Consider the following 21,499-nt stretch of genomic DNA (forward strand, 5'->3'; position numbering starts at 1 on the left):
GCCGCTCCGGTCCCGCGCCGACTGCTTTCACACCGACCGGCCGAAGCTTCACGCACTGCCACTGACGGTACCCGTCCGAAGCCGCGAGCGGGAACACCCGGGTGAGGAGAAGGCACGTCAGAGGTCGACACTAGACCAGAGAACCGGTGCGTGTCGCCGATTCGACGCGCACCGGTTCCGTGATCAGTTGGCGGAGGCCTTCCGGTACGGAAGGACCTCGTCGATCAGGCCGTAGGCCTTGGCCTCGTCGGCGGTCAGGATCTTGTCCCGCTCGATGTCGGCCCTGATCTGGTCGGGCTCCTTGTTCGTGTGCTTCGCCAGGATGACCTCCATCTGGCGGCGCACGCGCTGGATCTCGTTGGCCTGGATCTCCAGGTCCGAGACCTGCCCGTAGGTGCCCTCGGTGGCCGGCTGGTGGATCAGCACGCGCGCGTTGGGCAGCGCCATGCGCTTGCCCGGCGTGCCGGCCGCCAGCAGCACCGCGGCGGCCGAAGCGGCCTGGCCGAGGCACACCGTGGAGATGTCCGGGCGGATGTACTGCATGGTGTCGTAGATCGCCATCAGCGACGTGAACGACCCACCCGGGGAGTTGATGTAGATGCTGATGTCGCGGTCCGGGTCCTCGTGCTCGAGGTGCAGCAGCTGGGCCATCACGTCGTTGGCCGACGCGTCGTCCACCTGCACGCCGAGGAAGATCGTCCGCTCCTCGTACAGCTTGTTGTACGGGTTGGACTCCTTGACGCCGTAGCTCGTCCGCTCGACGTACGACGGCAGGATGTACCGCGACTGAGGAGTCTGCGGAGCCCGGAAGTCACCCGGGAGCCGGTAATTGCTCATGAGAGGTCTCCTGTGTGCTTCGCGCTCAGTTGTTCGAGGTGATGCCGGCCGACAGCACGTGGTCGACGAAGCCGTATTCCTTCGCCTCCTGCGCCGTGAACCAGCGGTCGCGGTCGCCGTCCTTGACGATCTGTTCGGTGGTCTGCCCGGTCTGCTCGGCCGTGATGCGGGCGAGCTCCTGCTTCCACTTGTTGTACAGATCCGCCTGGATCGCGATGTCGGACGCGGTACCGCCGACACCCGCCGACGGCTGGTGCATCAGGATCCTGGCGTGCGGGAGCGCGTACCGCTTGCCCGGCGTGCCCGACGAGAGCAGGAACTGCCCCATCGAGGCCGCCATGCCCATGGCGTACGTGGCGACGTCCGGGCGGATCAGCTGCATGGTGTCGTAGATGGCGAACCCGGCGGTGACCGAGCCACCCGGCGAGTTGATGTAGAACCGGATGTCGGACTCACCGTCGTCCGCGTCGAGCAGCAACAGCTGCGCGGTGATCCGGTTGGCGATCTCGTCGTTGACCTCGGAGCCGAGGACGACGATGCGCTCCTGGAGCAACCGCTCGAACACCGAGTCGGTGAGGGTGAGTCCGGAGGTGCCGGTCCGCCCCTCGGGCATGTGCTGCTTCACGTCTGCCTGCCTTTTCGCCGGCGGTGACCCTTCGTCGTGTCGGCCACCGCTGTCGTGTTCAGATGCTTGAGATCTTGCAACCGACCCTAACGAACTCGGGCGGTGCGGAATGCCCGACACCGCCCAAGTTCGCTTACAGCGTCACTCCGCAGGGGTCGCGGCCGCTTCCTCGGTGACCTGCGTCTCGTCGCCGGCCGGGGCATCAGCCTCGTCGGCGCCGAACAGCTCGGTGAGGTCGACCTCGGCGCCCGAGGCGTCCTTCACAGTCGTGCCCCGGACCACCGACGCCAGCGCCTTGCCGCGGCGCACGTCGGCGTAGATCGCGGTCAGCTGGCCCGACTGCTGGGCCCGCTGCACGTACTCGTCCGGGCTGACACCGAAGCGCTGGGCCTGGTACATGATGCGCTCGGTGAGCTCGCCGTCGTTGACGGAGGTCTTCTCGTTGTCGGCGATGGTGTCCAGCAGCAGCTGGGTGCGCACCGCCTTCTCCGACTCCTCCTGGACTTCGGCGTTGAACTCGTCCAGAGTACGGCCTTCGGCCTCGAGCGCCTGGGCGAACTTCGCCTCGTCGTGGTCGAACGGGTGCACCGCGTCGTGCTTGCGGTTCTCGATCTCGGCCTCGAGCACCTTCTCCGGGATCGGCACCTCGGTGCGCTCCAGGAGGATGTCGAGGACCTTGTCGCGCGCCTGCACGCCCTGCTGCATCTTCTTGACGCGGCCGAGACGCTCGCGAAGGTCGCTCTTCAGCTCGTCGATCGTGTCGAACTCGCTCGCGAGCTGCGCGAACTCGTCGTCGGCCTCCGGCAGCTCGCGCTGCTTGACCGACTGCATGGTGACGGTGACCTCGGCGTCCTGCCCGGCGAACTCGCCGGCCACGAGCTTGGTGGTGAAGGTCTTCGTCTCACCCTCGCTCGCACCGACGATGGCCTCGTCGATGCCGTCCACGAGCTGGCCGGAGCCGATCTCGTAGGACAGGCCGGTGGTGGAGGCCTCCTCCACCGCGGTTCCGTCGACCGTGGCCGACAGATCGATGGACACGAAGTCGCCGTTCTCGGCGGGGCGCTCGACACCGGTCAGGGTGCCGAAGCGGGCGCGCAGCTCGTCGAGCTGCTCGTCGACCTCCGCGTCGGTGGTCTCGACGTCGTCAACGCTCACCTCGAGGCCCTCGAGGTCGGGCAGCGCGATCTCCGGCCGCACGTCGACCTCGGCGCTGAACTCCAGGACGTCGCGGTCCTCGAGCTTCGTCACCTCGAACTCCGGCTGGCCCAGCGTGCGGACCTCACCGGCGCGAACGGCCTCGATGTACTTGGCCGGGATGGCTTCGTTGACGACCTCGTCGAGCACCGGCGCACGGCCGATCCGGCTTTCCAGGACGCGAGCGGGCGCCTTGCCGGGCCGGAAGCCCGGGATGCGCACCTGTTCGGCGATCTTGCGGTAGGCGCGGTCGAAGTTCGGCTTGAGCTCGTCGAACGGCACCTCGACATTGATCTTGACTCGCGTCGGGCTGAGCTGCTCGACGGTGCTCTTCAAGGTCTTCTCCTCGAGCGGTAAACAATGGGGGTTGGACTGTCCCTCGGGACGGCCCCGGTCACCTGCCGACCGGGACAGCCGAGTCTAGGCCCTTGGCCTCACCGGACCTGGTCGGGGGCACCCTGACACCCCTCCCGATCAGCGGTCGAGCATCCGCCCGAGCACCCAGCGCACGCTCGTGGCCGTCCGCTCGACCGGCCCGCCGGGCTGCACTACGTGGCTGAGCAGGAGCCGGACGAACGTCTCGGCGAAGACGGACCACTCCTCTTCCGACAACCCGCGCTCCGGGTACTGCGCCCGCAACACGGGCGTCACCGCGGTCACGGCGCGCTCCAGCACGGCCTGCGAACGCGTGGTGATGAGCGACAGCAGCTCGTCGCCGTCCTGCCCGCCCAGCACAGTCTTGAGCAGCGGGTTCACGCGCGCGGCCGCCACGATGTGGCAGAACGCGGCGGTGACGCCCTCGGCCGCTTCGCCCGGGTGGCGCGCGACGATCTGCCCGACGGTGCCGGCGAGCTTGTCGGTCTCGCGCAGCACGAGGGCCTCGGCCAGCCCGGCCTTGGAGCCCACCTCGTTGTAGACGGTCTGGCGGCTCACACCGAGGTCGGCCGCGAGCCGGCCCATCGTGAGGCTCGCCCAGCCGCCGACGCTCGTCAGCTCGGCCGCGGCCGCGAGCAGCCGCTCCCGCGAGCGCACGCGCCCCGGGGACTCCTCGGCGACACCGGATTTCACGGGAAGTGAGCTCAGCGACGACGGCCTGCGCAGCCACTGACCAGGACGCACCCCTGAATCCGTGTCAAACCGATTTACAAACCCCGTGCGATTGTCTAAGTTGTCACCGCTTGGCCAGGAGCGATCGACCGAGGAGACCGCTCGATGCCCGTCGTCGACAGCCGGCTCGGCGCCGGGGAACAGCCTGGGGCGCCCGAGCGCACCGCCGTGCCCAGTCCCCGGATTCCGCTCGCGCCCGCATCCCTGCCCACGCTCACCCTGTTCGCGGGCGGTCTGGCGGTGTGGGGCACGGCCACCTGGCTCGCGTTGTGCGGCATTGCGCCACTGTGGGTGACGATCCCGCTGCACGCGCTCGTCACGTTCACGATGTTCACCGTCGCGCACGAGTCGGCCCATCACGCCGCCGGGAAGCTCACGTGGCTCAACGAGGTGCTCGGCCGGCTGGCGATGCTGTTCGTGGCGGCCTACGGCTCGTTCCCGTTCCTGCGCTTCATCCACCTCGAGCACCACCGCAACACCAACGCCGACGCGAGCACGGACCCGGACGCGTGGACTTCGCAGGGTCCGTGGTGGCAGCTGCCGTTCCGCTGGCTGACGATCGACTTCTGGTACGTGCGCTTCTACTCCCGTCGCGTGCACGGCCGCCCGCGCCTCGAGCGCGCGGAGACGCTGGTGGCACTGGTGGCGTTCGCGGCGATGGTGGTGACCGTGGTGGCGTGCGGCCACGGCTGGGAGCTGCTGGTGGTCTACCTCATCCCGCAGCGGCTGGGGCTCGCGCTGCTGGCGTGGTGGTTCGACTGGCTGCCCCACCACGGTCTGGCGGAGAACCGCTTCGGCGCCACGCGGGTGCGCGTGGGGCTGGAGTGGCTGATGACGCCGATCATGCTGTACCAGAACTATCACCTGGTGCACCATCTTCACCCGGCGATCCCGTTCTACCGGTACGTGCGCGCGTGGAACGACAACCGCGACGCGTACCTGGCGCGCGAAGTCCCCATCACCACGGCGTGGGGCCGCGAGCTGACGGCCGCCGAGTACCGCGCGTGGCGGCGGCTCACCGAGTGCTTCGAGAAGGAACCCGCGCCGGAACCCTTGCGGCGCGGGCCTCGGCGGTTCCACGCGCTGCGGGTTGTTTCCGTGGAACCGATCGCCCAGGACGCGGTGGCGATCACCTTCGACGTCCCCGAAGAGCTGCGCGAGACGTTCCGGCACGTGCCCGGCCAGCACGTGGTCGTGCGCACGACGGTGGACGGCACCGTGGTCCGGCGCACGTACTCCCTCTGCTCCCCCGCCGGTTCGGCGTCGTTGCGGATCGCGGTGAAACGCCGTGCGGGCGGCACTTTCTCGCCGTTCGCGACTTCGCAGCTGAAGCCGGGTGCCGTGCTCGAACTGCTGCCACCTTCAGGCGGGTTCACGCTTTCGCCGTGCCCGGACCGTTCGGCGCACTACGTCGTGCTGGCGGCCGGCAGCGGGATCACGCCGGTGCTGTCGATCCTGTCCAGCGCCCTGCGCGCGGAGGCCCACAGCCGCGCGACCCTGTTGTACGTCAACACTTCCGGCGCGACGACGATGTTCGCCGACGAGATCAGCGCGCTGGCCCGCGAGTGGGCGGGCCGGCTGCACGTGGTCCACTTCCGCACCGACGAACGCGATCCGGACCTGCACGCCCACCGCCCGGTGCGGCACTTCGACACCGTCGGCGAGGCCCTCGCGATCTCCCACGAGCGCTACCGCAGCGGCCGCCTCGACGCGACCCGGCTGCGCGCGCTACTGCAGAACCGCCTTCACCCGGCCAAGGTCGATCAATGGTTCCTCTGCGGCCCGCGCGGCCTGCTCGACATGGCGCGCCGCACCCTGCGCGAGGCCTACGTCCCCGACGAGGACGTGCAGTTCGAACTCTTCGCCGGCGCCCCGGCGCGCAGCCCGGAAGGTGCGTCGGCGGCACTGTCGGTCACCGTCGGGCGGCACGTGACGGACATCGTGACGCAGCCGGGCGAAACCGTGCTGGACGCTTCGCTGCGCGCCCGCCTCGACGTGCCGTACTCCTGCACCGGCGGCGCGTGCGGCAGCTGCGTGGCGAAGCTGGTGCGGGGGCGCGTGGACATGGATGTGCAGTATGCGCTCACGGAAGCGGATGTGGCGGACAACCGAATCCTGACGTGCCGGGCCCGCCCGACGACGCCTGAGCTGGCGGTTGACTACGACCGGTGAGCGCTGCTGACGTTGTTGCCCGGCTGACTGGCCTTGAGGTGCTGCGTACGCGCTCGTCGGGTTCTTTGGCGGAAGCCGAGCTGGCCGACGGGTGGGTGGTGGTGAAGCACGCGCCCGGTGCGGCTGTCGCCGAGGCCGCGGGTTTGCGATGGCTGGCTTCGGCTGATGCGGTCTCGGTCGTCGGTGTGCGTGGCTTTGACGAGGAGTGGCTGGTCCTCGACCGGATTGCGCCTTCTCCTGCGACGGTTGCCGCGGCGCGTTCATTCGGCCTGGGTTTGGCCCGGTTGCATTCGGCCGGGGCGCCGGCGTTCGGGTCGCCACCTCCGGGTGGACCGGTGGAGGCTTGGATCGGCCTGGCCCCGATGTCGAACGTGACCGGCGCCGAGTGGCCGCAGTGGTACGCGGAGCAGCGCGTCTTGCCGTACGTGCGGCAGGCGGTGGACTCCGGGGCCCTTGATGCCGCCGAGGCCCGTGTTTTCGAACGGGCCTGTTCGCGGTTCCCCTCCGTTACCGGGCCTGCGGAGCCGCCTGCGCGACTGCACGGGGACCTGTGGAACGGCAACGTCTTGTGGACCGCGGCCGGTGTCTGCCTGATCGACCCGGCCGCCCACGGTGGGCACCGCGAGACGGATCTCGCGATGCTCCACCTGTTCGGCTGCCCGCATTTGGCCGAGGTGATCGCGGCGTACGACGAGGCCACGCCACTCGCCGCCGGCTGGCGCTCGCGGGTGCCGATGCATCAGCTGTTCCCGCTGCTCGTGCACACGGTCCTGTTCGGACGGTCGTACGCGGCGCAAGCTCTTGCCGCCGCCCGGGAACTACTGTGACGGCGGGCCGTCGGATGCTCCGAGCCGGCCCTCGCCAGCTGCTCGCACCGCTCACGCGTGATTTCCTTTCGGCGGTCTTGCTTCGCGCAAACGCTTGCCTTAGCCCGAAACCACTGCGACGACGGGCTGCCAATCGCTGGCGACCGGCGTCCGCTCAGCCGTTCCCGCCGCTCGCACACCGCCCTCTTCAGCAGTGTTGTGTCGCGCGAGCCTTGACCGCGGCGCAGGAACTTGCCGTGACGGCGACCGCTGCCGATTGGCGTTCGCGCCGCCCGCACACACAGCCCTCAGCGGCAGTGTCGTGCCGCGCGAGCCCTGGCCGCAACGCAGGAACTGCCGTGACGGCAGGCCATCGACGATTGCCGACCGGCGTTCGCCCAGCCGTTCCCACCGCTCGCACACACCGCCTCGTTTGCGCGGTCATACGCGGAGCAAGCCAACCACCCGCGGCCCGCGGAACTACTGTGACGGTGGGCCCTCCATCGCTTCCGTGACCGAGGTGGCGGTGGCCGCGTCTCCGGAAGTGGTGGCGACGATGGTGACCTTTTCGCCGTTGGTGATGCCCGTCGCGGTGGTCGAGTCGATCGTGTAGATCTTCGTGAAGCCGTCGTCGCTCTGGGCGGTGAGGGAGGTGGCGGACAGGGCGGTGACTTTGCCCGTCTGGAGGAATTTCGTCACGTAGGCGCCGCTGTCGTCGGTGGTGGTGAATTCGCCGTGCAGGGCCTGGCCGAGCGAGGCGGCGCCGCCGGGGCCACCCGGACCGCCCTGGCGGGCGCCGGCGCCCGCGCCCGGGCCGGCGGCGGTGGCCGTGCCGGAGTCGGCCGAGCTGCTCGCGATCCAGATCGCGGCGCCGCCACCGACGGCGACCACCGCGGCAACCCCGCCCGCGACCCACTTGCGCCGAGGATTCGGGCCGGGGTTCGAGCTGCCGGGAGTGCCACCCCAAGCGGGCTGCGCAACGTCCTGAGTGGACTGTTCCGAGGTCATCACATGCTCCTTCGACTGGGGGAATTGACCACCACCGTCGAGGCGAACCCTGTGCCGGGACTGTGGCCGTGGTCAGCCCGACCTGTGACCCCGACTTTTCGGACACCTGACATCACAGCGGGCTCACAGGCAGCACACATGCGGCCCACACCCGGCGCCCCCACGCTCGTGTCATGACTCAGCGCGCGAGGACCCGCTTCGGGCGGCTGTCGTTGCGCGCGAAGCTGACCGTGGCGATCGTGGCGCTGTTGTCGCTGGTGTGCCTGGTGATCGGGGTGGTGAGTGAGTTCGCGTTGCGGGCGTTCCTCATCGACCAGACCGACGGGCAGCTCTACGCCGCCGCCGGCCGCGCCCAGGACTTCGCGACGCACGGCGGGCCGCTGGGCGGCCACAACCCGCTCGACGCGCCCGGGCAGGGCGCCGGCACCGTCAACGCCCACTTCTCCGGCGGCCGCCTCATCGACGGCGGCTCGCTGTCCCAGCACGGCCAGCGCGTCACACTCACCGACGACCAGCTCGCCGCCCTGCAGAGCCTGCCCGCCGACGGCCGCGCCTACACCCGCACCGTCGGCGACCTCGGCGACTACCGCCTCACCGCGACGCCCATCCCCGACGGCGTGGTCGTCACCGGCGTGCCGCTCGAGCCCGTGCAGCAGACGCTGCTCACCGTCGGCCTGATCCTCTTCGGCGTCGCGGCCGCCGGCGTCACGGGCGCGGCCTTCATCGGCGCCTTCGCGGTCCGGCGCACGCTCCGCCCGCTCGACCGCGTCGCCGCGACCGCCGCCCGCGTCTCCGAGCTGCCCCTGGACCGCGGCTACGTGGACCTCTCCGTCCGCGTTCCCGACGGCGACACCGACCCCCGCACGGAAGTCGGCCAGGTCGGCTCCGCGCTCAATCTCATGCTCGGCCACATCTCCGCCGCGCTGGAAGCGAGGCACGCCAGCGAAATGCGCGTACGCCGCTTCGTCGCCGACGCGAGCCACGAGCTTCGTACGCCCCTGGCCGCCATCCGCGGCTACGCCGAGCTCGCCGGTCGCGGCCGCATGCACGTACCCCCGGACGTCGCCCGGTCCATGACCCGCATCGAATCCGAGGCCGACCGCATGACGACGCTGGTCGAAGACCTCCTGCTCCTCGCCCGCCTCGACGCGGGCCGCCCTCTCGACGTCGCCGAAGTCGACCTGGCCCGCCTCGTCGCCGACGCGGTCGGCGACGCCCACGTGGCCGGCCCCTCGCACCGCTGGGAGCTGCGCCTGCCCGACTCCCCCGTGCTGGTCCTGGGCGACGTGCAACGTCTCCACCAGGTCCTCGCCAACCTGCTGGCCAACGCCCGCGTCCACACCCCACCGGGCACCACCGTCGTGACGTCCCTCGCCCGCTCCGCCGACGGCACCGCCGTGATCACCGTCACCGACAACGGCCCGGGCATCCCCCCGGACCTCCTCCCGGCCGTCTTCGAACGCTTCGCCCGCGGCGACTCCTCCCGCTCCCGCGCCGCCGGCTCGACGGGCCTGGGCATGGCCATCGCGGCCGCGGTGCTGGTGGCCCACCACGGCACCATCGAGGTCCACAGCATCCCCGGGCGCACCGAGTTCGCGGTCCGGCTACCGGTCACCGTCCCGGCCCAGCGCACCGACTCACCCGTGGCACAGATCGAAGCCTGACGCCACGGCGGCCATCCACCGCCGACGCCCCGACCCGTCCGCTCCCGCAAGCGGTCCACCTCGCCACGACCATCACGGGCGCCGCACTCGTGGCGCACCGCGGGAGCGTCGAGGCCATCCCCGGCGCACCGAGATCCCGGCCGCTGTCCCGAAACGCGCGCCCGCGATTCCCTCGCGCGGGTCCACGCCTGACCACGCGACGGACATCACCGCCCCCCACTGTCCGGCCGCGCAGCAAACGTCCTAGCCCGAGGGCTGCCGGCCCCGGTCTGGCCAACGCGGCGGCGCACCACGGATCCGTCGAAGCCCACAGCATCCCCCGCCGCGCAGAGTCCTCCTCCCGGTCTCCGTCCCGACCCAGCGCATCAGTCAGCCAGCCGCACAGGCGGGATTCCTCCCCTACCACCCGTGATGTCCGCTCACGCTGTGACATCCCGTCGCACAGGGCGCACACAGGGTGTCCACAAGGCCGGCCCAGGGTGGGGCGCCAGGGTGGCTGTCATGACCGCAGTCGCGATTCCCGCCGCCACACCGAAGCGGGCGGACGTCGCCCGGCCCCGTTGGGTGCGGCCGGCGTTGGCCGTCCTGCTCGCCGGCACGGCGGCGCTGTACCTGGTGGACCTCAGCGCCTCCGGGTGGGCCAACGCGTTCTACTCCGCGGCCGCCCAGGCTGGCGCGCAGAGCTGGAAGGCGTGGTTCTTCGGGTCCAGCGACGCGGCCAACGGCATCACCGTCGACAAAACCCCCGCCGCCCTGTGGGTGATGGGGTTGTCGACGCGGCTGTTCGGCGTGAACGCGTGGAGCGTGCTCGTCCCGCAGGCGCTGATGGGGGTCGGGTCGACGTACCTGCTCTACGCGACCGTCCGCCACACTTCCGGAGCAGCCGCCGGACTGCTGGCGGGGACGATCCTGAGCCTCACCCCGGCGGCCGCGTTGATCTTCCGGTTCAACAATCCCGACGCGCTTTTGGTCCTGCTGCTCATCGCCGCCGCCTATTGCACGGTGCGGGCGATCGAGAAGGCCGGCCCGAAGTGGCTCGCGCTCGCGGGAGTGGCCGTCGGGTTCGGGTTTCTCGCGAAGATGCTCCAGGCGTTCCTGGTGCTGCCCGCGCTGGGCCTCGCCTACCTGATCGCCGCGCCGACGCCGCTGGGCAAACGCTTGCTCCACCTCGCCGGCGCACTGGGAGCCGTTATCGTGTCGGCCGGCTGGTACCTCGCGGTCGTCGCACTGTGGCCGGCCGCGGACCGCCCCTACATCGGCGGCTCCCAGGACAACAGCCTCCTCGGCCTCACCTTCGGCTACAACGGCTTCGGCCGCATCACCGGCGACGAGACCGGCAGCGTCGGCGGCGGACGCGGCGGCGGCTGGGGCACCACGGGCCTGTTCCGCCTGTTCGGCAGCGAAATGGCCGGCGGCATCGCGTGGCTGCTGCCCGCCGCATTGCTCGCGCTGGGGGCGGGCCTGTGGTTCACGCGCCGAGCACCGCGCACCGACCAAAGCCGCTCGGCGCTCGTGATCTGGGGCGGCTGGCTGCTGGTGACGGCGATCGTCTTCAGTTACATGGGCGGCATCATCCACCCGTACTACACGGTCGCTCTGGCCCCGGCCGTCGCCGCGCTCGTCGGCACGGCCGCGGTCCAGCTGTGGCGCCTGCGCGACGACCCCGCCGCCGCCGGCGTCCTCAGCGGTGGCCTCGCGCTCACGGCCGTGACCTCCTACGTCCTGCTCATCCGCGAACCGTCCTGGCAACCGTGGCTCGCGCCCGCGATCCTGGTCGCCGGGCTGCTCGCGGCCGTGGCGGTGTTCTTCATCAACCAGCTCGGCCGCATCGCCGCACGGGGGCTCGCGGTCCTGGGCCTGGTGACGCTCCTGGCCGCCACCGGTGCGTACACGATCGCCACGGCGGCTACTCCCCACAGCGGCGCCATTCCGTCAGCCGGACCGTCAGTAAGCCGCGGCTTCGGAGGCTTCGGCGGCCCAGGCGGAGGCGGCCGCGGCATGGCCGGCGGACTCCTCGGCACCGCAACCCCCGGCCCGAACCTCACCGCACTCCTCCAGGCCCCCGGCCACACCTGGACAGCCGCCACCGTCGGCTCCAACAACGCCGCCGGCTACCAGCTCGCGAGCAACCTCCCGGTCCTCGCCGTCGGCGGTTTCAACGGCACCGACCCGTACCCGACCCTCGCCCAGTTCCAACAGTACGTCCATAATGGACAAATCCACTACTTCCTCGGCGACGGCCTCACGATGCAAGGCAGCACCGGCAGCGACTACGCCCAGCAGATCGCCACCTGGGTCGCCGACAACTACCAGGCGACCACAGTGGACGGTGTCACCGTGTACGACCTGACAACCTGAGATAAGCCTCGCCCCGCGGCGAAATCCGGTACCCCACCTCGAGCGAGAGCGTGAGCCCCAGATCCTTCAGCTTGCGCACGGACCGCTTGAACACCAGCAGCTCCTCCCACCCCAGCTGCTCGGCCAGCGTCCCCGCCCGCAGCCCCGGGTTCGCCGCGATCGCCTCCAGCGCGGCCCTCGTCCACGGGCCGTCCGGACCACTGGCATCGAACCTCCGCAACCGCGCGGAAATCGCCTCGACGTCCGAGCCCGACAACGCCGCGTCGGCCGCCAGCGCGTCCCGCGGATCCCCGCCCCGCACCACGTGGAACGACACCCGGTACAACGGCACCGACTCGTCGCCACGCAGGTTCGAAACCAACTCCGCCAGATCCGCGTACCCGGCCGCCACCGCGTCCTCGTCCGTCAGATCCGCGACGGTCACCTCGTCGACCTGCTCCACCTCGATCAGGTCGACACCCGTCCGGTACCGATGCCCGGCGATCGCCTTGTTGCGCGCCCACCTGCGCACCATCACGGTCACGCGCCCCGCGTGGATGCCTTCCCGCAGCCGTGCCTCGAACAGCATCCGCCCATCCTACGGCGGCCGCCCGACATTCCACGCATCTCCGACGCCCCACCCGCACGACCACGCGACTGGCGCGGCATTTCCAACCCCCTGCCTGCAACCCCCACCCCGCCAGCACCCGCACTGTCCATCCGTAGCAACCCAGCTCCAGCAACCCAACCCCGTTCAAGATCACCCGATAGAGCACCGACCCACAGGCGCCCCACAGCAATGCCACAACCCGGCCAAAGCCGGGCGCCGAACGATGGCTCCCATGAACGCCACCGCACCCTCCCGAAACGGAGCCGAAAACGGAGCGAAGGCCGCGGGAGCACCGGCACAAGTGCCCCAGCCCCGGCCCGGGTCGACGCCGGTCGGCCTCGGCGGGCCGCAGCCGGTGCTCGACGTCGTGATCCCGGTGTACAACGAGGAAACCGACCTGGAGCCCTGCATCCGCCGGCTCCACGCGCACCTCGAGGAGCACGCCGGCTACGCCTACCGCATCACCATCGCGGACAACGCGAGCACCGACAAGACGCTCCACGTGGCAGAAACCCTCGCGAGAGAGTTCGCCCAGGTCGAGGTGCGCCACCTCGACGAGAAGGGCCGCGGCCGCGCGCTGAACGCCGTGTGGTCCACTTCGGACGCCCAGGTGCTGGCCTACATGGACGTCGACCTCTCCACCGACCTCGCCGCCCTGCAGCCGCTCGTGGCCCCGCTGCTCTCGGGACACTCGGACCTCGCCATCGGCAGCCGGCTCGCACGGGGTGCGCGCGTCGTCCGAGGCCCCAAACGTGAGTTCATTTCGCGCTGCTACAACCTCATCCTCAAGAGCGCGCTCGCTGCCCGGTTCTCCGACGCGCAGTGCGGCTTCAAGGCCATCCGTGCCGACGTCGCGCGCCGCCTGCTCCCCCACGTGCAGGACACGGGCTGGTTCTTCGACACCGAGCTCCTCGTCCTCGCGCAGCGCTCGGGCCTGAGGATCCACGAGGTCCCGGTCGACTGGGTCGACGACCCCGATTCGTCGGTCCACATCGTCAAGACGGCCACCGCAGATCTCAAGGGCATCGTGCGCATCACGCGCGCTACGTTCACCGGCGAGATCCCCGTGCGCCGCCTGCGCGAGCAGCTCGGCCGCGAGCCCATCGGCGTGACCGCGTCCGGCGTCTCGCCCAGCCTCGTGAAGCAGCTCGTGCGCTTCGCCGCGGTCGGGGTCGCCAGCACCGCCGCGTACCTGCTGCTGTTCCTCTTGTTGCGCAACGGAATTGGCTCGCAGCCCGCGAACTTCCTGGCCCTGTTCGTCACGGCCGTCGCCAACACCGCGGTCAACCGACGCGTCACGTTCGGCGTCCGCGGCCGTGGCGGCGCCGGTCGCCACCAGTTCGAGGGCCTGATCGTGTTCGGCCTCGGCCTCGTGCTCACCAGCGGCTCGCTGGCCCTGCTCAACCACACGACCCACCCCGGGCTCGTGCTGGAGACCACCGTCCTCGTGCTGGCGAACCTCGCCGCCACGGTGCTGCGCTTCCTGCTGCTGCGCGGCTGGGTGTTCAACCCCCGCCGGCGCCCGTCCGAGGAGACCCCATGACCGCCACGCTCGCCGTCCTCGCGAAGAAGAACCCCATACACCGCAAGGAAAACTCACCACCCTGGGTCCGCCCCGCCGTGTTCGGCCTACTGGCCCTCACCGCCGTTCTCTACTTCTGGGACCTCACCGCCTCGGGCTTCGGCAACTCCTTCTACGCCGCCGCCGTGCAGTCGGGCACCCAGAACGTCGAGGCCTGGCTCTTCGGCTCGCTCGACTCCGGCAACGTGATCACCGTCGACAAACCACCCGCCGCCCTCTGGGTCGGCACGGCCTTCGCCCGCATCTTCGGCTTCTCCAGCTTCACGGTGCTGGCCCCGCAGGCGCTCATGGGCGTCGCGTCCGTCGGCCTGCTCTACCTGACGGTCCGCCGCGTCTCCGGTCCCGTCCCCGGCCTCCTCGCCGGCGCCGGTCTCGCGCTGACGCCCGTGGCCGCGCTGATGTTCCGCTTCAACAACCCCGACGCCCTGCTCGTGCTCCTGCTCATCGCCGCCGCCTACTTCACCGTGCGCGCCGTGGAGAAGGCGAGCCCGATGTGGCTGGCACTCGCCGGTTTCGCCGTCGGGTTCGGCTTCCTGACGAAGATGATGCAGGCCTTCACCGTGCTGCCCGCGTTCGCGCTCGTCTACCTCGTGGCCGCGCCGACGTCGCTCGGCAAACGCCTGCTGCACCTGCTGTACGCGGGCCTCGCGGTGATCGTGTCCGCCGGGTGGTTCGTGGCGCTCGTCGAGATCTGGCCCACGGCCTCGCGCCCCTACATCGGCGGCTCCACCGGCGACAGCCTGCTCGAACTCGCCCTCGGCTACAACGGCCTCAGCCGCATCTTCGGCGGCGAGGGGCCCGGCGGTGGCGGCGGGTTCGGCGGTGCGGGCGGCGGCAACACGATGTTCGGCGGCAGCAGCGGCCTGGGCCGCATGTTCGGCGCCAGCTTCGGCACGGAAGTGTCGTGGCTGCTGCCGGCCGCGATCATCGGGCTCGTCGCCGGCCCCTGGTTCACCCGCCGCGCCGCCCGCACCGACCGCACACGCGCCGCCCTGCTGCTCTGGGGTGGCTGGCTGCTCGTCACGGGCCTGGTGTTCAGCCTCATGAGCGGCATCGTGCACCCGTACTACTCCGTGCAGCTCGCCCCGGCGATCGCCGCCGTGGTCGCGATTTCGGGCCATGCCCTGTGGCGCGGCCGGGCGAACACCGCGTCACGGGCGGTGCTCGGCGCGATGATCGCCGTGACGGCCGTGTGGAGCTTCATCCTCCTCGACCGCACACCGGACTGGTTCCCCGCGCTGCGGTGGATCATCGTGGTGCTGGGTGTGCTCGTCGCGACGGTCGTGGTCGTCGGCGTACCCCCGCTGCGCAAGGCGCTGGTGGTCCTGGCCGCGGCGAGCGTGCTGACGCTCGGGCTCGGCACCGCCGCCTACGCCGTCGACACGGCCGCCCAGCCTCACACCGGCTCGATCCCGACGTCCGGCCCGAGCACCGGAGGCTTCGGCGGGTTCGGCGGCGGGGGGCCCGGTGAAGAGCAGACGAGCAGCGAGCTCACCGCGCTGCTGGCCAAGACCACCACGAAGTGGGCCGCCGCGACCACCGGTTCCCAGTCGGCCGCAAGCCTGGAGCTCGCCAGCGGCAAGTCGGTGATCGGCATCGGCGGCTGGGACGGCAGCGACCCGGCGCCCACGCTGGCGGAGTTCCAGCAGTACGTGGCCGACGGCCAGGTCTCCTACTACGTCGACGGCGGCCGCGGCGGCGGCGGACCCGGCGGCGGGTCGAGCGACATCACCGAGTGGGTCGCGACGAACTTCACCGCCACCACCGTCGGCAACTCGACCGTCTACGACCTCACGAAGTAGGCCGGACGCAAAGGCCACCTCGCCCAGTGCGAGGTGGCCTCTGTCTGTGCGAAGGCAGCGTGTGAAGCGGTGGTTTAGGCCAACAGGGGAAAAACAGCCGGGTCTCAGTCTGTTCCCAGGAAACGAGCGCATTCTGGAAACTGCAGGGGGAAAGCCGCGAACACCGGGGAGGTCACGATGGCCGGATACCCACGCTGGCACACCGCCAGCGCCCAGGGCCCACACGAGCGCAACGCCGACGCCGTGAGCGCCTACGCCCTCGCCGGCGCGCCCGGGATCACCTTCGCGCTCGCCGACGGCGTCGGCGACGACCCCGGAGCGGGCCGCGCCGCCCAGACCGCCGCCGCGGCCGCCGCGCGCACGCCCGTGCAGAGCGGGCCCGTCGCCGCGATCCTCAACGCCCAGCGCGCCCTGCGCGAGCTCGGCGGCACCGGCGACGCCGTGCTCGTGGTCGCCATGCCCTTCCCCGGCGGCTACCGCATCGCGTGGGTCGGCGATTCCCGCGCGTACGCCTGGGACGGCACCATGATCCGCAAGCTCACCACCGACCACACGCTGGCCGAGTACTTCCGCGCGCGCCACCAGCCGTACTCGCCGCGCATGGAGCACATGGTCACCACGAGCGTGCGCACCACGAAGCCCGACGAGATCGGCACGACGGAGGTCGTGGGCGGCGGGCTGTTGCTCACCAGCGACGGCGTGCACAAGGTCCTCCCGCCCGCCACCATCGACGACATCCTGGCCGACCCCGAGCGCGGCGCCGCTGCGCTCGTCGAGGCAGCCATCACCTTCGGCGGCACCGACAACGCCACCGCGCTCTTCGTCGAGCAGCCGGAGGTGGACGTGGCCGCCATCGTCACCGAGCGATTTCCCTCAGCTGCCTGAATCCGTGCTGCCTGAGTCCGTGCTGTCTGAACCAGGGCCGTCTGATTCACGCTGACGGGCTCGTTCTCGGCGCAGCTGCCGATACTCCCGGTACACGAGCACGATGATCACCGCGTCGAGCGCCGCGAAGAACGGCAGCGCGATCGAATGCGTGTTGATCGCCCGGTACACCTCGTAGACCACGAACGCGCCCAGCACCACCATCGCCACCGGGTACGCCCGCATCCACTTGCGCGCGAGCGCCCACACCAGCAGCAGCTTGATCACGCCGTGGGCCAGCAGGTACGCCACCGCGAACGTCTTCGTGCCACCGCTCACGAAGTGCTCGGTCGCCAGTTCCAGGTGGCGGGCGAGCGTGCCCGACGGGTCGCCCAGCAGGTCGCGCGTGATCACGGCGTGGGTGAAGCCCGTGACCACCGTCGACGGGATGAACGCCAGAATCAGCGCCCCGACCAGCTGCACCGCACCGTCGAGCCCCTTGAGCGTGATCGCGATCCGGAACAGCCGGTCGGTGCTGGTCTTCCCCTGATTCTGCTGGTTCTCCCGGTTCGGCTGGTTCTGCTGGTTTGGCTCCGCCATCGGTCCAGCCAACACGAAAACCGCCGGTCACGCTCGGGTCGGGCACCGGTGAGCACCCGTCAGGAGGATCCCTGCCAGGCTTGGCACGATTCGCACCTTTGGTGGCGCGCCGCGCGGTTCGTGGCGTCCCGGCCGTAGAACGGGTAACACGCCGAACCGCACAACGCCAGGAACACGTTCCCGCACCGCAACGGCCTCGGCCCCACCTGGTGCACCACCCCGATCACGTGCCGGCGCGTGCCGGCCTCGGGCAGCCACCCGTCGGGCGGCAGCACCGCGAGGATGGCCGCGTTCAACTCGTCCGACCTCGTCACGAGCGCGCCACCCAGGTCGAGCAGCCGCTCGCCGAGGTCGCGCAGCGCGTCGGGGCGAGGCAGGTCCTCCTCGAACGTGCGCGCCAGGAACGCGAGATCCGTGCCCAGCGAAGCGTGCAGATCCCGGATCCGCTCGAGGAGCAAGGTGTCGTTCACGTCCGGCTCAACCACGCCGACGAACACACCGCACACGTCGGATCAAACCAATTCCCGCCGAGCTGCGGAACATCCGCCCGCGCGACGGTCACCTCCACCCCACACAACGCGACGAACGATTCCTCCGGACGCGGCGCGAAAGGCCCTTCATGGGCGTGCCGTTTTCCCTCGGCCTGCTGCCATCTCAACACAGCGGTCTCCCCTATTCAGCAAGGTGCTGAACACAGCCTTCTGTCAACGCCGGTAAACGCCAACGGCGGCCCGGGTGATCATCCGATTACGTATGATGCCGCCCATGACCAAGCCTTCTGGCACCCCGCGCGCCGTGGCGCTGGGTGCGGCGCTGCGCGAAGTGCGCGAAGCGAAGAAGTTCGGCCTTCGCGAACTGTCGCGGGCACTCGACCTGAACCCAAGTCTCGTTGCGCACTGGGAAGCCGGAACCCGTATGCCGTCCACCGAGGACGTGGCCACCCTGCTGGGCTACTTGCGGGTGATCGGCGAGCCGAAGCGCCGGATCATGGATCTGGCCCGCAACATCCGGGATCCCAACTGGATGGCTGCCGGTCAGGCCGAACTGACTCCGGAATTGAGCACACTGGTTCAATGCGAGCAGGGCGCGAGCACAATAACCGAGTGGACACTAAATGTTATTCCTGGGCTATTGCAAACACCAGACTACGCGCGCGCCATTTTCGAAGAAGGTCTCACGCCCCAGCAAGCCGATGCTCGCCTTCAAGTTCGCCTCGGCCGACAGAAAATCCTGACCAACCACGACCCGGTGAAGTATTCCGCAATCGTCAGCGCACACGCTTTCGACGAGCCAATTGCTCCGGACTGGATCATGTCCGACCAGATGGATCACTTACTCGCCATCACGAGCCGACCCAACGTCAGCCTGCGGATCTTGCCCCGACAGCAGCGCTACCACCCCGGAATGAGCGGCCCATTTGTGCTTTATCAATACAAGCATCGAGATCCGATTATCCTGCTGGAACAGTACAGCACTACCTCGTTCCTCAGCAGCGATAAGGACTGGGGGCCTTATCAGCGGCTTGCTAAGCTCCTCGCCGGAGAGGCATTGAGCGAGGAAGCCAGCCGTGAGTTGATCGCGGAGGCGGCGAGATAGACGGAGGCCAGACATGCAGACTGCCCGGTGGCGGACGTCGTCGTACAGCCAGCAAAACACCGCCTGCGTTGAGGTGGCACTCTCGGAAGAGATCGGTGTCCGCGACACCAAGAATCGCGAAGCGGGACAACTCTCCGTCTCGCGCGAAGCGTGGCAGGGCGTGCTCGGCGCGTTGCAGGCGAAGCACTGAGGCCCTGAACTACAGAAGCAGCACTGAAGCACTGAAGCCCGGGGTTGCGGCCCTGTTGGACCGCAACCCCGGACTTGTCAGGCGCGCGCCACCGCCGGCGGACCGGCGTTGACGCCCCAGCTCGTCGGGGTGTCCGAGAGCTGAATCTTGATCGTTCCCGCGCGCAGCAGGTCCTTGTGCGACAACCAGCTCTGTCGCAGCTTGCCGCCGTTGCCCGGGCCGTCGGTCTTGACCGAGGACACGTACTGCAGCTTCGAAGCGCTGGCGCCCGGGGCCTCGATGGTGATCGTGCGGCCGTGCTCGGGCCGGATCTCGACCTTGTCGAACATGGGCGCGGTGATCACGTAGGTCGCCGAGCCGGGCTGGGCCTCGAAGATGCCGGCCATGGCGAAGACGAGCAGCGACGACGTGGCGCCGAGATCGTCGTTGCCGGGCATGCCGTAGACGTCGTCGGTGAAGAGCGTGCGCATGGCGCGCAGCACGGCCGAGGTCTTCCACGGCGCCCCCGTCCACGTGTACATCCACGGGGCGGCGAAGTCGGGCTCGTTGTTGGGGTTGAAGGCGAAGGCGTTGTGGTAGTCGTATGCGCCCGTCACCCAGGAGTCAGCGGCGGCCTTCGCCGGGTCCGTGAGCACGGTGGGCATGTCGAAGAACTTGTCGAGCCGCTGCTCGGCCTGCCCGGCGCCGCCCATCAGCCCGAAGAGGGTCTGCGGGTCCTGCTGGCCCATCCACTGGTACTGCCAGGCCGTGCCCTCGTGGAAGGCGTTGGTCTGGGTGGGGTCGGGGTTGCCGACCGTGGAGCCGTCGGCGTTCCTCGGGACGGGGAAGCCGTTGAAGCCCTGGGAGGTGATCGTCGGGTCCCAGAGTTTGGTGAAATTGTCACAGCGCGAGGCGAGAGTTATCGCCTTGTCCTGGTAACCCAGTCCCGAAGCCATGGTGGAAAGCGAACAGTCGCCCAGCGCGTACTCCAGCGTGGCGGAGCCGGCCTGGCGGCTGTCGCCGAACTTGTAGCCGGGCAGGTTCTGGTAGGCGACCCAGCCGTTCTGGACGTAGCTGGGGTTTCCGTCGCGGCCGCGGAAGATCGACTGGTCGGCCGGGACCTCGTTGGCGTTCTTCCAGAGCGCGTCGAACAGGCCGTGCGCGGTGCGGTTGTCGAGCAGGCCGCGGTTGTAGATGTCCACGACCCACGGGGTGATGGGGTCGCCGGACATCACGTTGGTCTCGCTGTTGCCGAGGCCCCAGCGTGGTAACCAGCCACCATCCTGGTAGATGTGCAACACGGATTTCGCCATGTCGGCGGCCTTGTCCGGATGCAGCAGCGCCACGAGCTGGTTCTGCGAGCGGTAGGTGTCCCAGAGCGAGAACATCTGGTAGTACGTCGAATCCGCCTTGTGCACCTGATCGTCGAAGCCGCGGTAGCGATTGTCCACATCGGACCCGATCGACGGGTGCAGCAGCGAGTGGTAGAGCGCGGTGTAATACGTACGCTGGTCTGGTGTTGTTCCACCAGCAACCCGCATGCGGTTGAGCTCATCCTGCCAGGTGTTGTGCGCTTGTGAACGCGCCTTGTCGAACGACTTGGGCTGCTCGGCCTTGCGGTTGAGGCGGGCGCCGTCGACCGAGGTGTAGGACAGGCCGACGGACGCACCGACCTGGTCGCCCTTGCTCGGGTCGAACGTCAGGTAGGCACCGGCGCGCTGGGTTCCGCGTGAGGCGTCGCGCTGATTCGGGGTGATCGTGCCGTCGGTCCAGGTGCCGAAGCTTTGGAACGTGCGGTCAAACTTGGCGCTGAAGAAGATCCGGTAGCGCTCCTTGCCGGTCTCACCACAGAAGTTGCCGCCCTGCAGCCAGCCTTCGACGGTGTCGTTGCCGACCACGTGGACGTCGCCCGCGTAGGTGGACCCGTTGCTCTGGCCGACCTCGATGAGCACGTTCTCGGGTCCCGAGCCGGCGGGGTAGGTGTAGCGGTGCTGGCCCGTGCGCTGCGTCGCGGTCAGCTCGGCCTGGATGCCGTTGTCGAACTTCACGCCGTAGTAGCCGGGCGCGCGGGTTTCGTTGGCGTGGCTGAACTTCGCGCCGTACTGCGCCGGGTCCGACGACGTGACGGCCCCGGTGGTCGGCATGAACCGGAAGTTGCCCATCGTCTGACAGCCGACGCCCGACAGGTGCGTGTGGCTGAAGCCGAGGATGGTGTCCTGCTTGTAGTCGTAGGACGCGTACTGGTTCAGCTGCGTGTCGGGGCTCAGCTGCACCATGCCGAACGGCACCGCGGCGCCCGGGAACGTCGTCCCGTCGCCGTTGTTGCCGATACTGGTGTCGACGAGCGTGGTGGGGTCGTCGGCGAACTTCGGCCCTTGCTGGGCCTGGGCTGTGGCTGCCGTGGTGGTGGCCGCTGTGGCCACGGCGCTGGCGAGCACCAAGGCGGCGAACACGCGTTTCCGCGCTCTCATCGCGTTCCTTTCGGCGTGACAACGTTGTCAGATCGGGGTGTCTACGATCTTTGCC

General features: G+C 69.7%; 19 protein-coding genes. 9 read left to right on the top strand and 10 right to left on the bottom strand.

The window, feature by feature from the left end; all coding sequences use genetic code 11:
• Nucleotides 1-183: 183 nt before the first annotated feature.
• The 4 genes from AB0H62_RS09280 to AB0H62_RS09295 all read right to left on the bottom strand — a co-directional run bounded on the left by AB0H62_RS09280 (nucleotide 184) and on the right by AB0H62_RS09295 (nucleotide 3,775).
• The gene (locus tag AB0H62_RS09280) at nucleotides 184-837 is read right to left on the bottom strand and encodes an ATP-dependent Clp protease proteolytic subunit (protein ID WP_220242917.1); all 654 of its coding nucleotides are present in this window, start codon (nucleotides 835-837) and stop codon (nucleotides 184-186) included.
• A gap of 25 nt (nucleotides 838-862) precedes the next feature.
• Nucleotides 863-1,462: an ATP-dependent Clp protease proteolytic subunit gene (locus AB0H62_RS09285; protein WP_220242918.1), complete on the bottom strand. Its 600-nt coding sequence runs from the start codon at nucleotides 1,460-1,462 to the stop codon at nucleotides 863-865.
• Nucleotides 1,463-1,603: 141 nt separating this feature from the next.
• Nucleotides 1,604-2,992, bottom strand: a complete 1,389-nt coding sequence (tig, locus tag AB0H62_RS09290; RefSeq protein ID WP_220242919.1) for a trigger factor — start codon at nucleotides 2,990-2,992, stop codon at nucleotides 1,604-1,606.
• Nucleotides 2,993-3,130: 138 nt separating this feature from the next.
• Nucleotides 3,131-3,775, bottom strand: coding sequence for a TetR family transcriptional regulator (locus AB0H62_RS09295; protein ID WP_360585154.1), 645 nt, complete (start codon nucleotides 3,773-3,775; stop codon nucleotides 3,131-3,133).
• 93 nt (nucleotides 3,776-3,868) lie between these two features.
• Here AB0H62_RS09295 and AB0H62_RS09300 point away from each other — a divergent pair, with 93 nt between their 5' ends.
• Both AB0H62_RS09300 and AB0H62_RS09305 read left to right on the top strand, forming a co-directional pair.
• A complete protein-coding gene (locus AB0H62_RS09300; protein WP_360585156.1) occupies nucleotides 3,869-5,935 on the top strand; it encodes a fatty acid desaturase in 2,067 nt (688 codons plus the stop codon).
• Nucleotides 5,932-6,762 carry a fructosamine kinase family protein gene (locus AB0H62_RS09305; RefSeq protein WP_360585158.1) on the top strand — a complete coding sequence of 277 codons (831 nt, stop codon included), beginning with the start codon at nucleotides 5,932-5,934 and terminating at the stop codon, nucleotides 6,760-6,762. Before AB0H62_RS09300 ends, AB0H62_RS09305 begins: the two co-directional genes overlap by 4 nt.
• A 459-nt stretch (nucleotides 6,763-7,221) precedes the next feature.
• Here the strand turns inward: AB0H62_RS09305 and AB0H62_RS09310 are convergent, their stop codons facing one another.
• On the bottom strand, nucleotides 7,222-7,749 hold the full coding sequence (locus tag AB0H62_RS09310) for a hypothetical protein (protein WP_360585160.1): 528 nt from the start codon (nucleotides 7,747-7,749) through the stop codon (nucleotides 7,222-7,224).
• 173 nt (nucleotides 7,750-7,922) lie between these two features.
• Here AB0H62_RS09310 and AB0H62_RS09315 point away from each other — a divergent pair, with 173 nt between their 5' ends.
• Complete coding sequence (locus tag AB0H62_RS09315; protein WP_220242922.1) at nucleotides 7,923-9,413, top strand: HAMP domain-containing sensor histidine kinase; 1,491 nt, start codon at nucleotides 7,923-7,925, stop codon at nucleotides 9,411-9,413.
• 501 nt (nucleotides 9,414-9,914) lie between these two features.
• Nucleotides 9,915-11,771, top strand: coding sequence for a glycosyltransferase family 39 protein (locus AB0H62_RS09320; protein ID WP_360585162.1), 1,857 nt, complete (start codon nucleotides 9,915-9,917; stop codon nucleotides 11,769-11,771).
• Here AB0H62_RS09320 and AB0H62_RS09325 read toward each other — a convergent pair.
• Nucleotides 11,746-12,339, bottom strand: coding sequence for a hypothetical protein (locus AB0H62_RS09325; RefSeq protein ID WP_220242924.1), 594 nt, complete (start codon nucleotides 12,337-12,339; stop codon nucleotides 11,746-11,748). The two genes, AB0H62_RS09320 and AB0H62_RS09325, sit on opposite strands and share 26 nt — an antisense overlap.
• 253 nt (nucleotides 12,340-12,592) lie before the next feature.
• Between AB0H62_RS09325 and AB0H62_RS09330 the strand changes: the two genes are divergently transcribed.
• The 3 genes from AB0H62_RS09330 (at nucleotide 12,593) to AB0H62_RS09340 (ending at nucleotide 16,629) form a co-directional block, all read left to right on the top strand.
• Nucleotides 12,593-13,903: a bifunctional glycosyltransferase family 2/GtrA family protein gene (locus AB0H62_RS09330; protein ID WP_220242925.1), complete on the top strand. Its 1,311-nt coding sequence runs from the start codon at nucleotides 12,593-12,595 to the stop codon at nucleotides 13,901-13,903.
• Complete coding sequence (locus AB0H62_RS09335) at nucleotides 13,900-15,744, top strand: glycosyltransferase family 39 protein (protein WP_360585165.1); 1,845 nt, start codon at nucleotides 13,900-13,902, stop codon at nucleotides 15,742-15,744. The genes AB0H62_RS09330 and AB0H62_RS09335 overlap by 4 nt, the downstream gene beginning before the upstream one ends.
• A gap of 177 nt (nucleotides 15,745-15,921) precedes the next feature.
• On the top strand, nucleotides 15,922-16,629 hold the full coding sequence (locus AB0H62_RS09340) for a serine/threonine protein phosphatase (RefSeq protein WP_360585167.1): 708 nt from the start codon (nucleotides 15,922-15,924) through the stop codon (nucleotides 16,627-16,629).
• On the opposite strand, the gene AB0H62_RS09345 is transcribed toward AB0H62_RS09340, so the two are convergent.
• The 3 genes from AB0H62_RS09345 to AB0H62_RS09355 are packed head-to-tail and all read right to left on the bottom strand — an operon-like array spanning nucleotide 16,618 to nucleotide 17,869.
• Nucleotides 16,618-17,208, bottom strand: a complete 591-nt coding sequence (locus AB0H62_RS09345; protein ID WP_360585169.1) for a DUF2127 domain-containing protein — start codon at nucleotides 17,206-17,208, stop codon at nucleotides 16,618-16,620. The two genes, AB0H62_RS09340 and AB0H62_RS09345, sit on opposite strands and share 12 nt — an antisense overlap.
• A 59-nt stretch (nucleotides 17,209-17,267) precedes the next feature.
• Nucleotides 17,268-17,678 carry a hypothetical protein gene (locus tag AB0H62_RS09350; protein ID WP_360585171.1) on the bottom strand — a complete coding sequence of 137 codons (411 nt, stop codon included), beginning with the start codon at nucleotides 17,676-17,678 and terminating at the stop codon, nucleotides 17,268-17,270.
• Nucleotides 17,675-17,869 carry a zinc finger protein gene (locus AB0H62_RS09355; RefSeq protein WP_220242929.1) on the bottom strand — a complete coding sequence of 65 codons (195 nt, stop codon included), beginning with the start codon at nucleotides 17,867-17,869 and terminating at the stop codon, nucleotides 17,675-17,677. The genes AB0H62_RS09350 and AB0H62_RS09355 overlap by 4 nt, the downstream gene beginning before the upstream one ends.
• A gap of 104 nt (nucleotides 17,870-17,973) precedes the next feature.
• On the opposite strand from AB0H62_RS09355, the gene AB0H62_RS09360 reads away from it, so the two are divergent.
• The gene (locus AB0H62_RS09360; protein WP_220242930.1) at nucleotides 17,974-18,804 is read left to right on the top strand and encodes a Scr1 family TA system antitoxin-like transcriptional regulator; all 831 of its coding nucleotides are present in this window, start codon (nucleotides 17,974-17,976) and stop codon (nucleotides 18,802-18,804) included.
• A 13-nt stretch (nucleotides 18,805-18,817) separates the two neighbouring features.
• Nucleotides 18,818-18,994, top strand: coding sequence for a DUF397 domain-containing protein (locus tag AB0H62_RS09365; RefSeq protein ID WP_220242931.1), 177 nt, complete (start codon nucleotides 18,818-18,820; stop codon nucleotides 18,992-18,994).
• 77 nt (nucleotides 18,995-19,071) lie between these two features.
• On the opposite strand, the gene AB0H62_RS09370 is transcribed toward AB0H62_RS09365, so the two are convergent.
• On the bottom strand, nucleotides 19,072-21,444 hold the full coding sequence (locus tag AB0H62_RS09370; RefSeq protein ID WP_360585174.1) for a GH92 family glycosyl hydrolase: 2,373 nt from the start codon (nucleotides 21,442-21,444) through the stop codon (nucleotides 19,072-19,074).
• Nucleotides 21,445-21,499 lie beyond the last annotated feature (55 nt).

It is taken from the genome of Amycolatopsis sp. NPDC050768, assembly GCF_040654155.1.
Taxonomy (GTDB): domain Bacteria; phylum Actinomycetota; class Actinomycetes; order Mycobacteriales; family Pseudonocardiaceae; genus Amycolatopsis.

Coding starts and splice junctions, on each gene's coding strand:
- AB0H62_RS09280 (WP_220242917.1), bottom strand. CDS start 837: ATGAGCAATTACCGGCTCCCGGGTGACTTCCGGGCTCCGCAGACTCCT.
- AB0H62_RS09335 (WP_360585165.1), top strand. CDS start 13,900: ATGACCGCCACGCTCGCCGTCCTCGCGAAGAAGAACCCCATACACCGC.
- AB0H62_RS09370 (WP_360585174.1), bottom strand. CDS start 21,444: ATGAGAGCGCGGAAACGCGTGTTCGCCGCCTTGGTGCTCGCCAGCGCC.
- AB0H62_RS09320 (WP_360585162.1), top strand. CDS start 9,915: ATGACCGCAGTCGCGATTCCCGCCGCCACACCGAAGCGGGCGGACGTC.
- AB0H62_RS09325 (WP_220242924.1), bottom strand. CDS start 12,339: ATGCTGTTCGAGGCACGGCTGCGGGAAGGCATCCACGCGGGGCGCGTG.
- AB0H62_RS09300 (WP_360585156.1), top strand. CDS start 3,869: ATGCCCGTCGTCGACAGCCGGCTCGGCGCCGGGGAACAGCCTGGGGCG.
- AB0H62_RS09310 (WP_360585160.1), bottom strand. CDS start 7,749: ATGACCTCGGAACAGTCCACTCAGGACGTTGCGCAGCCCGCTTGGGGT.
- AB0H62_RS09360 (WP_220242930.1), top strand. CDS start 17,974: ATGACCAAGCCTTCTGGCACCCCGCGCGCCGTGGCGCTGGGTGCGGCG.
- AB0H62_RS09315 (WP_220242922.1), top strand. CDS start 7,923: ATGACTCAGCGCGCGAGGACCCGCTTCGGGCGGCTGTCGTTGCGCGCG.
- AB0H62_RS09340 (WP_360585167.1), top strand. CDS start 15,922: ATGGCCGGATACCCACGCTGGCACACCGCCAGCGCCCAGGGCCCACAC.
- AB0H62_RS09345 (WP_360585169.1), bottom strand. CDS start 17,208: ATGGCGGAGCCAAACCAGCAGAACCAGCCGAACCGGGAGAACCAGCAG.
- AB0H62_RS09365 (WP_220242931.1), top strand. CDS start 18,818: ATGCAGACTGCCCGGTGGCGGACGTCGTCGTACAGCCAGCAAAACACC.
- AB0H62_RS09330 (WP_220242925.1), top strand. CDS start 12,593: ATGAACGCCACCGCACCCTCCCGAAACGGAGCCGAAAACGGAGCGAAG.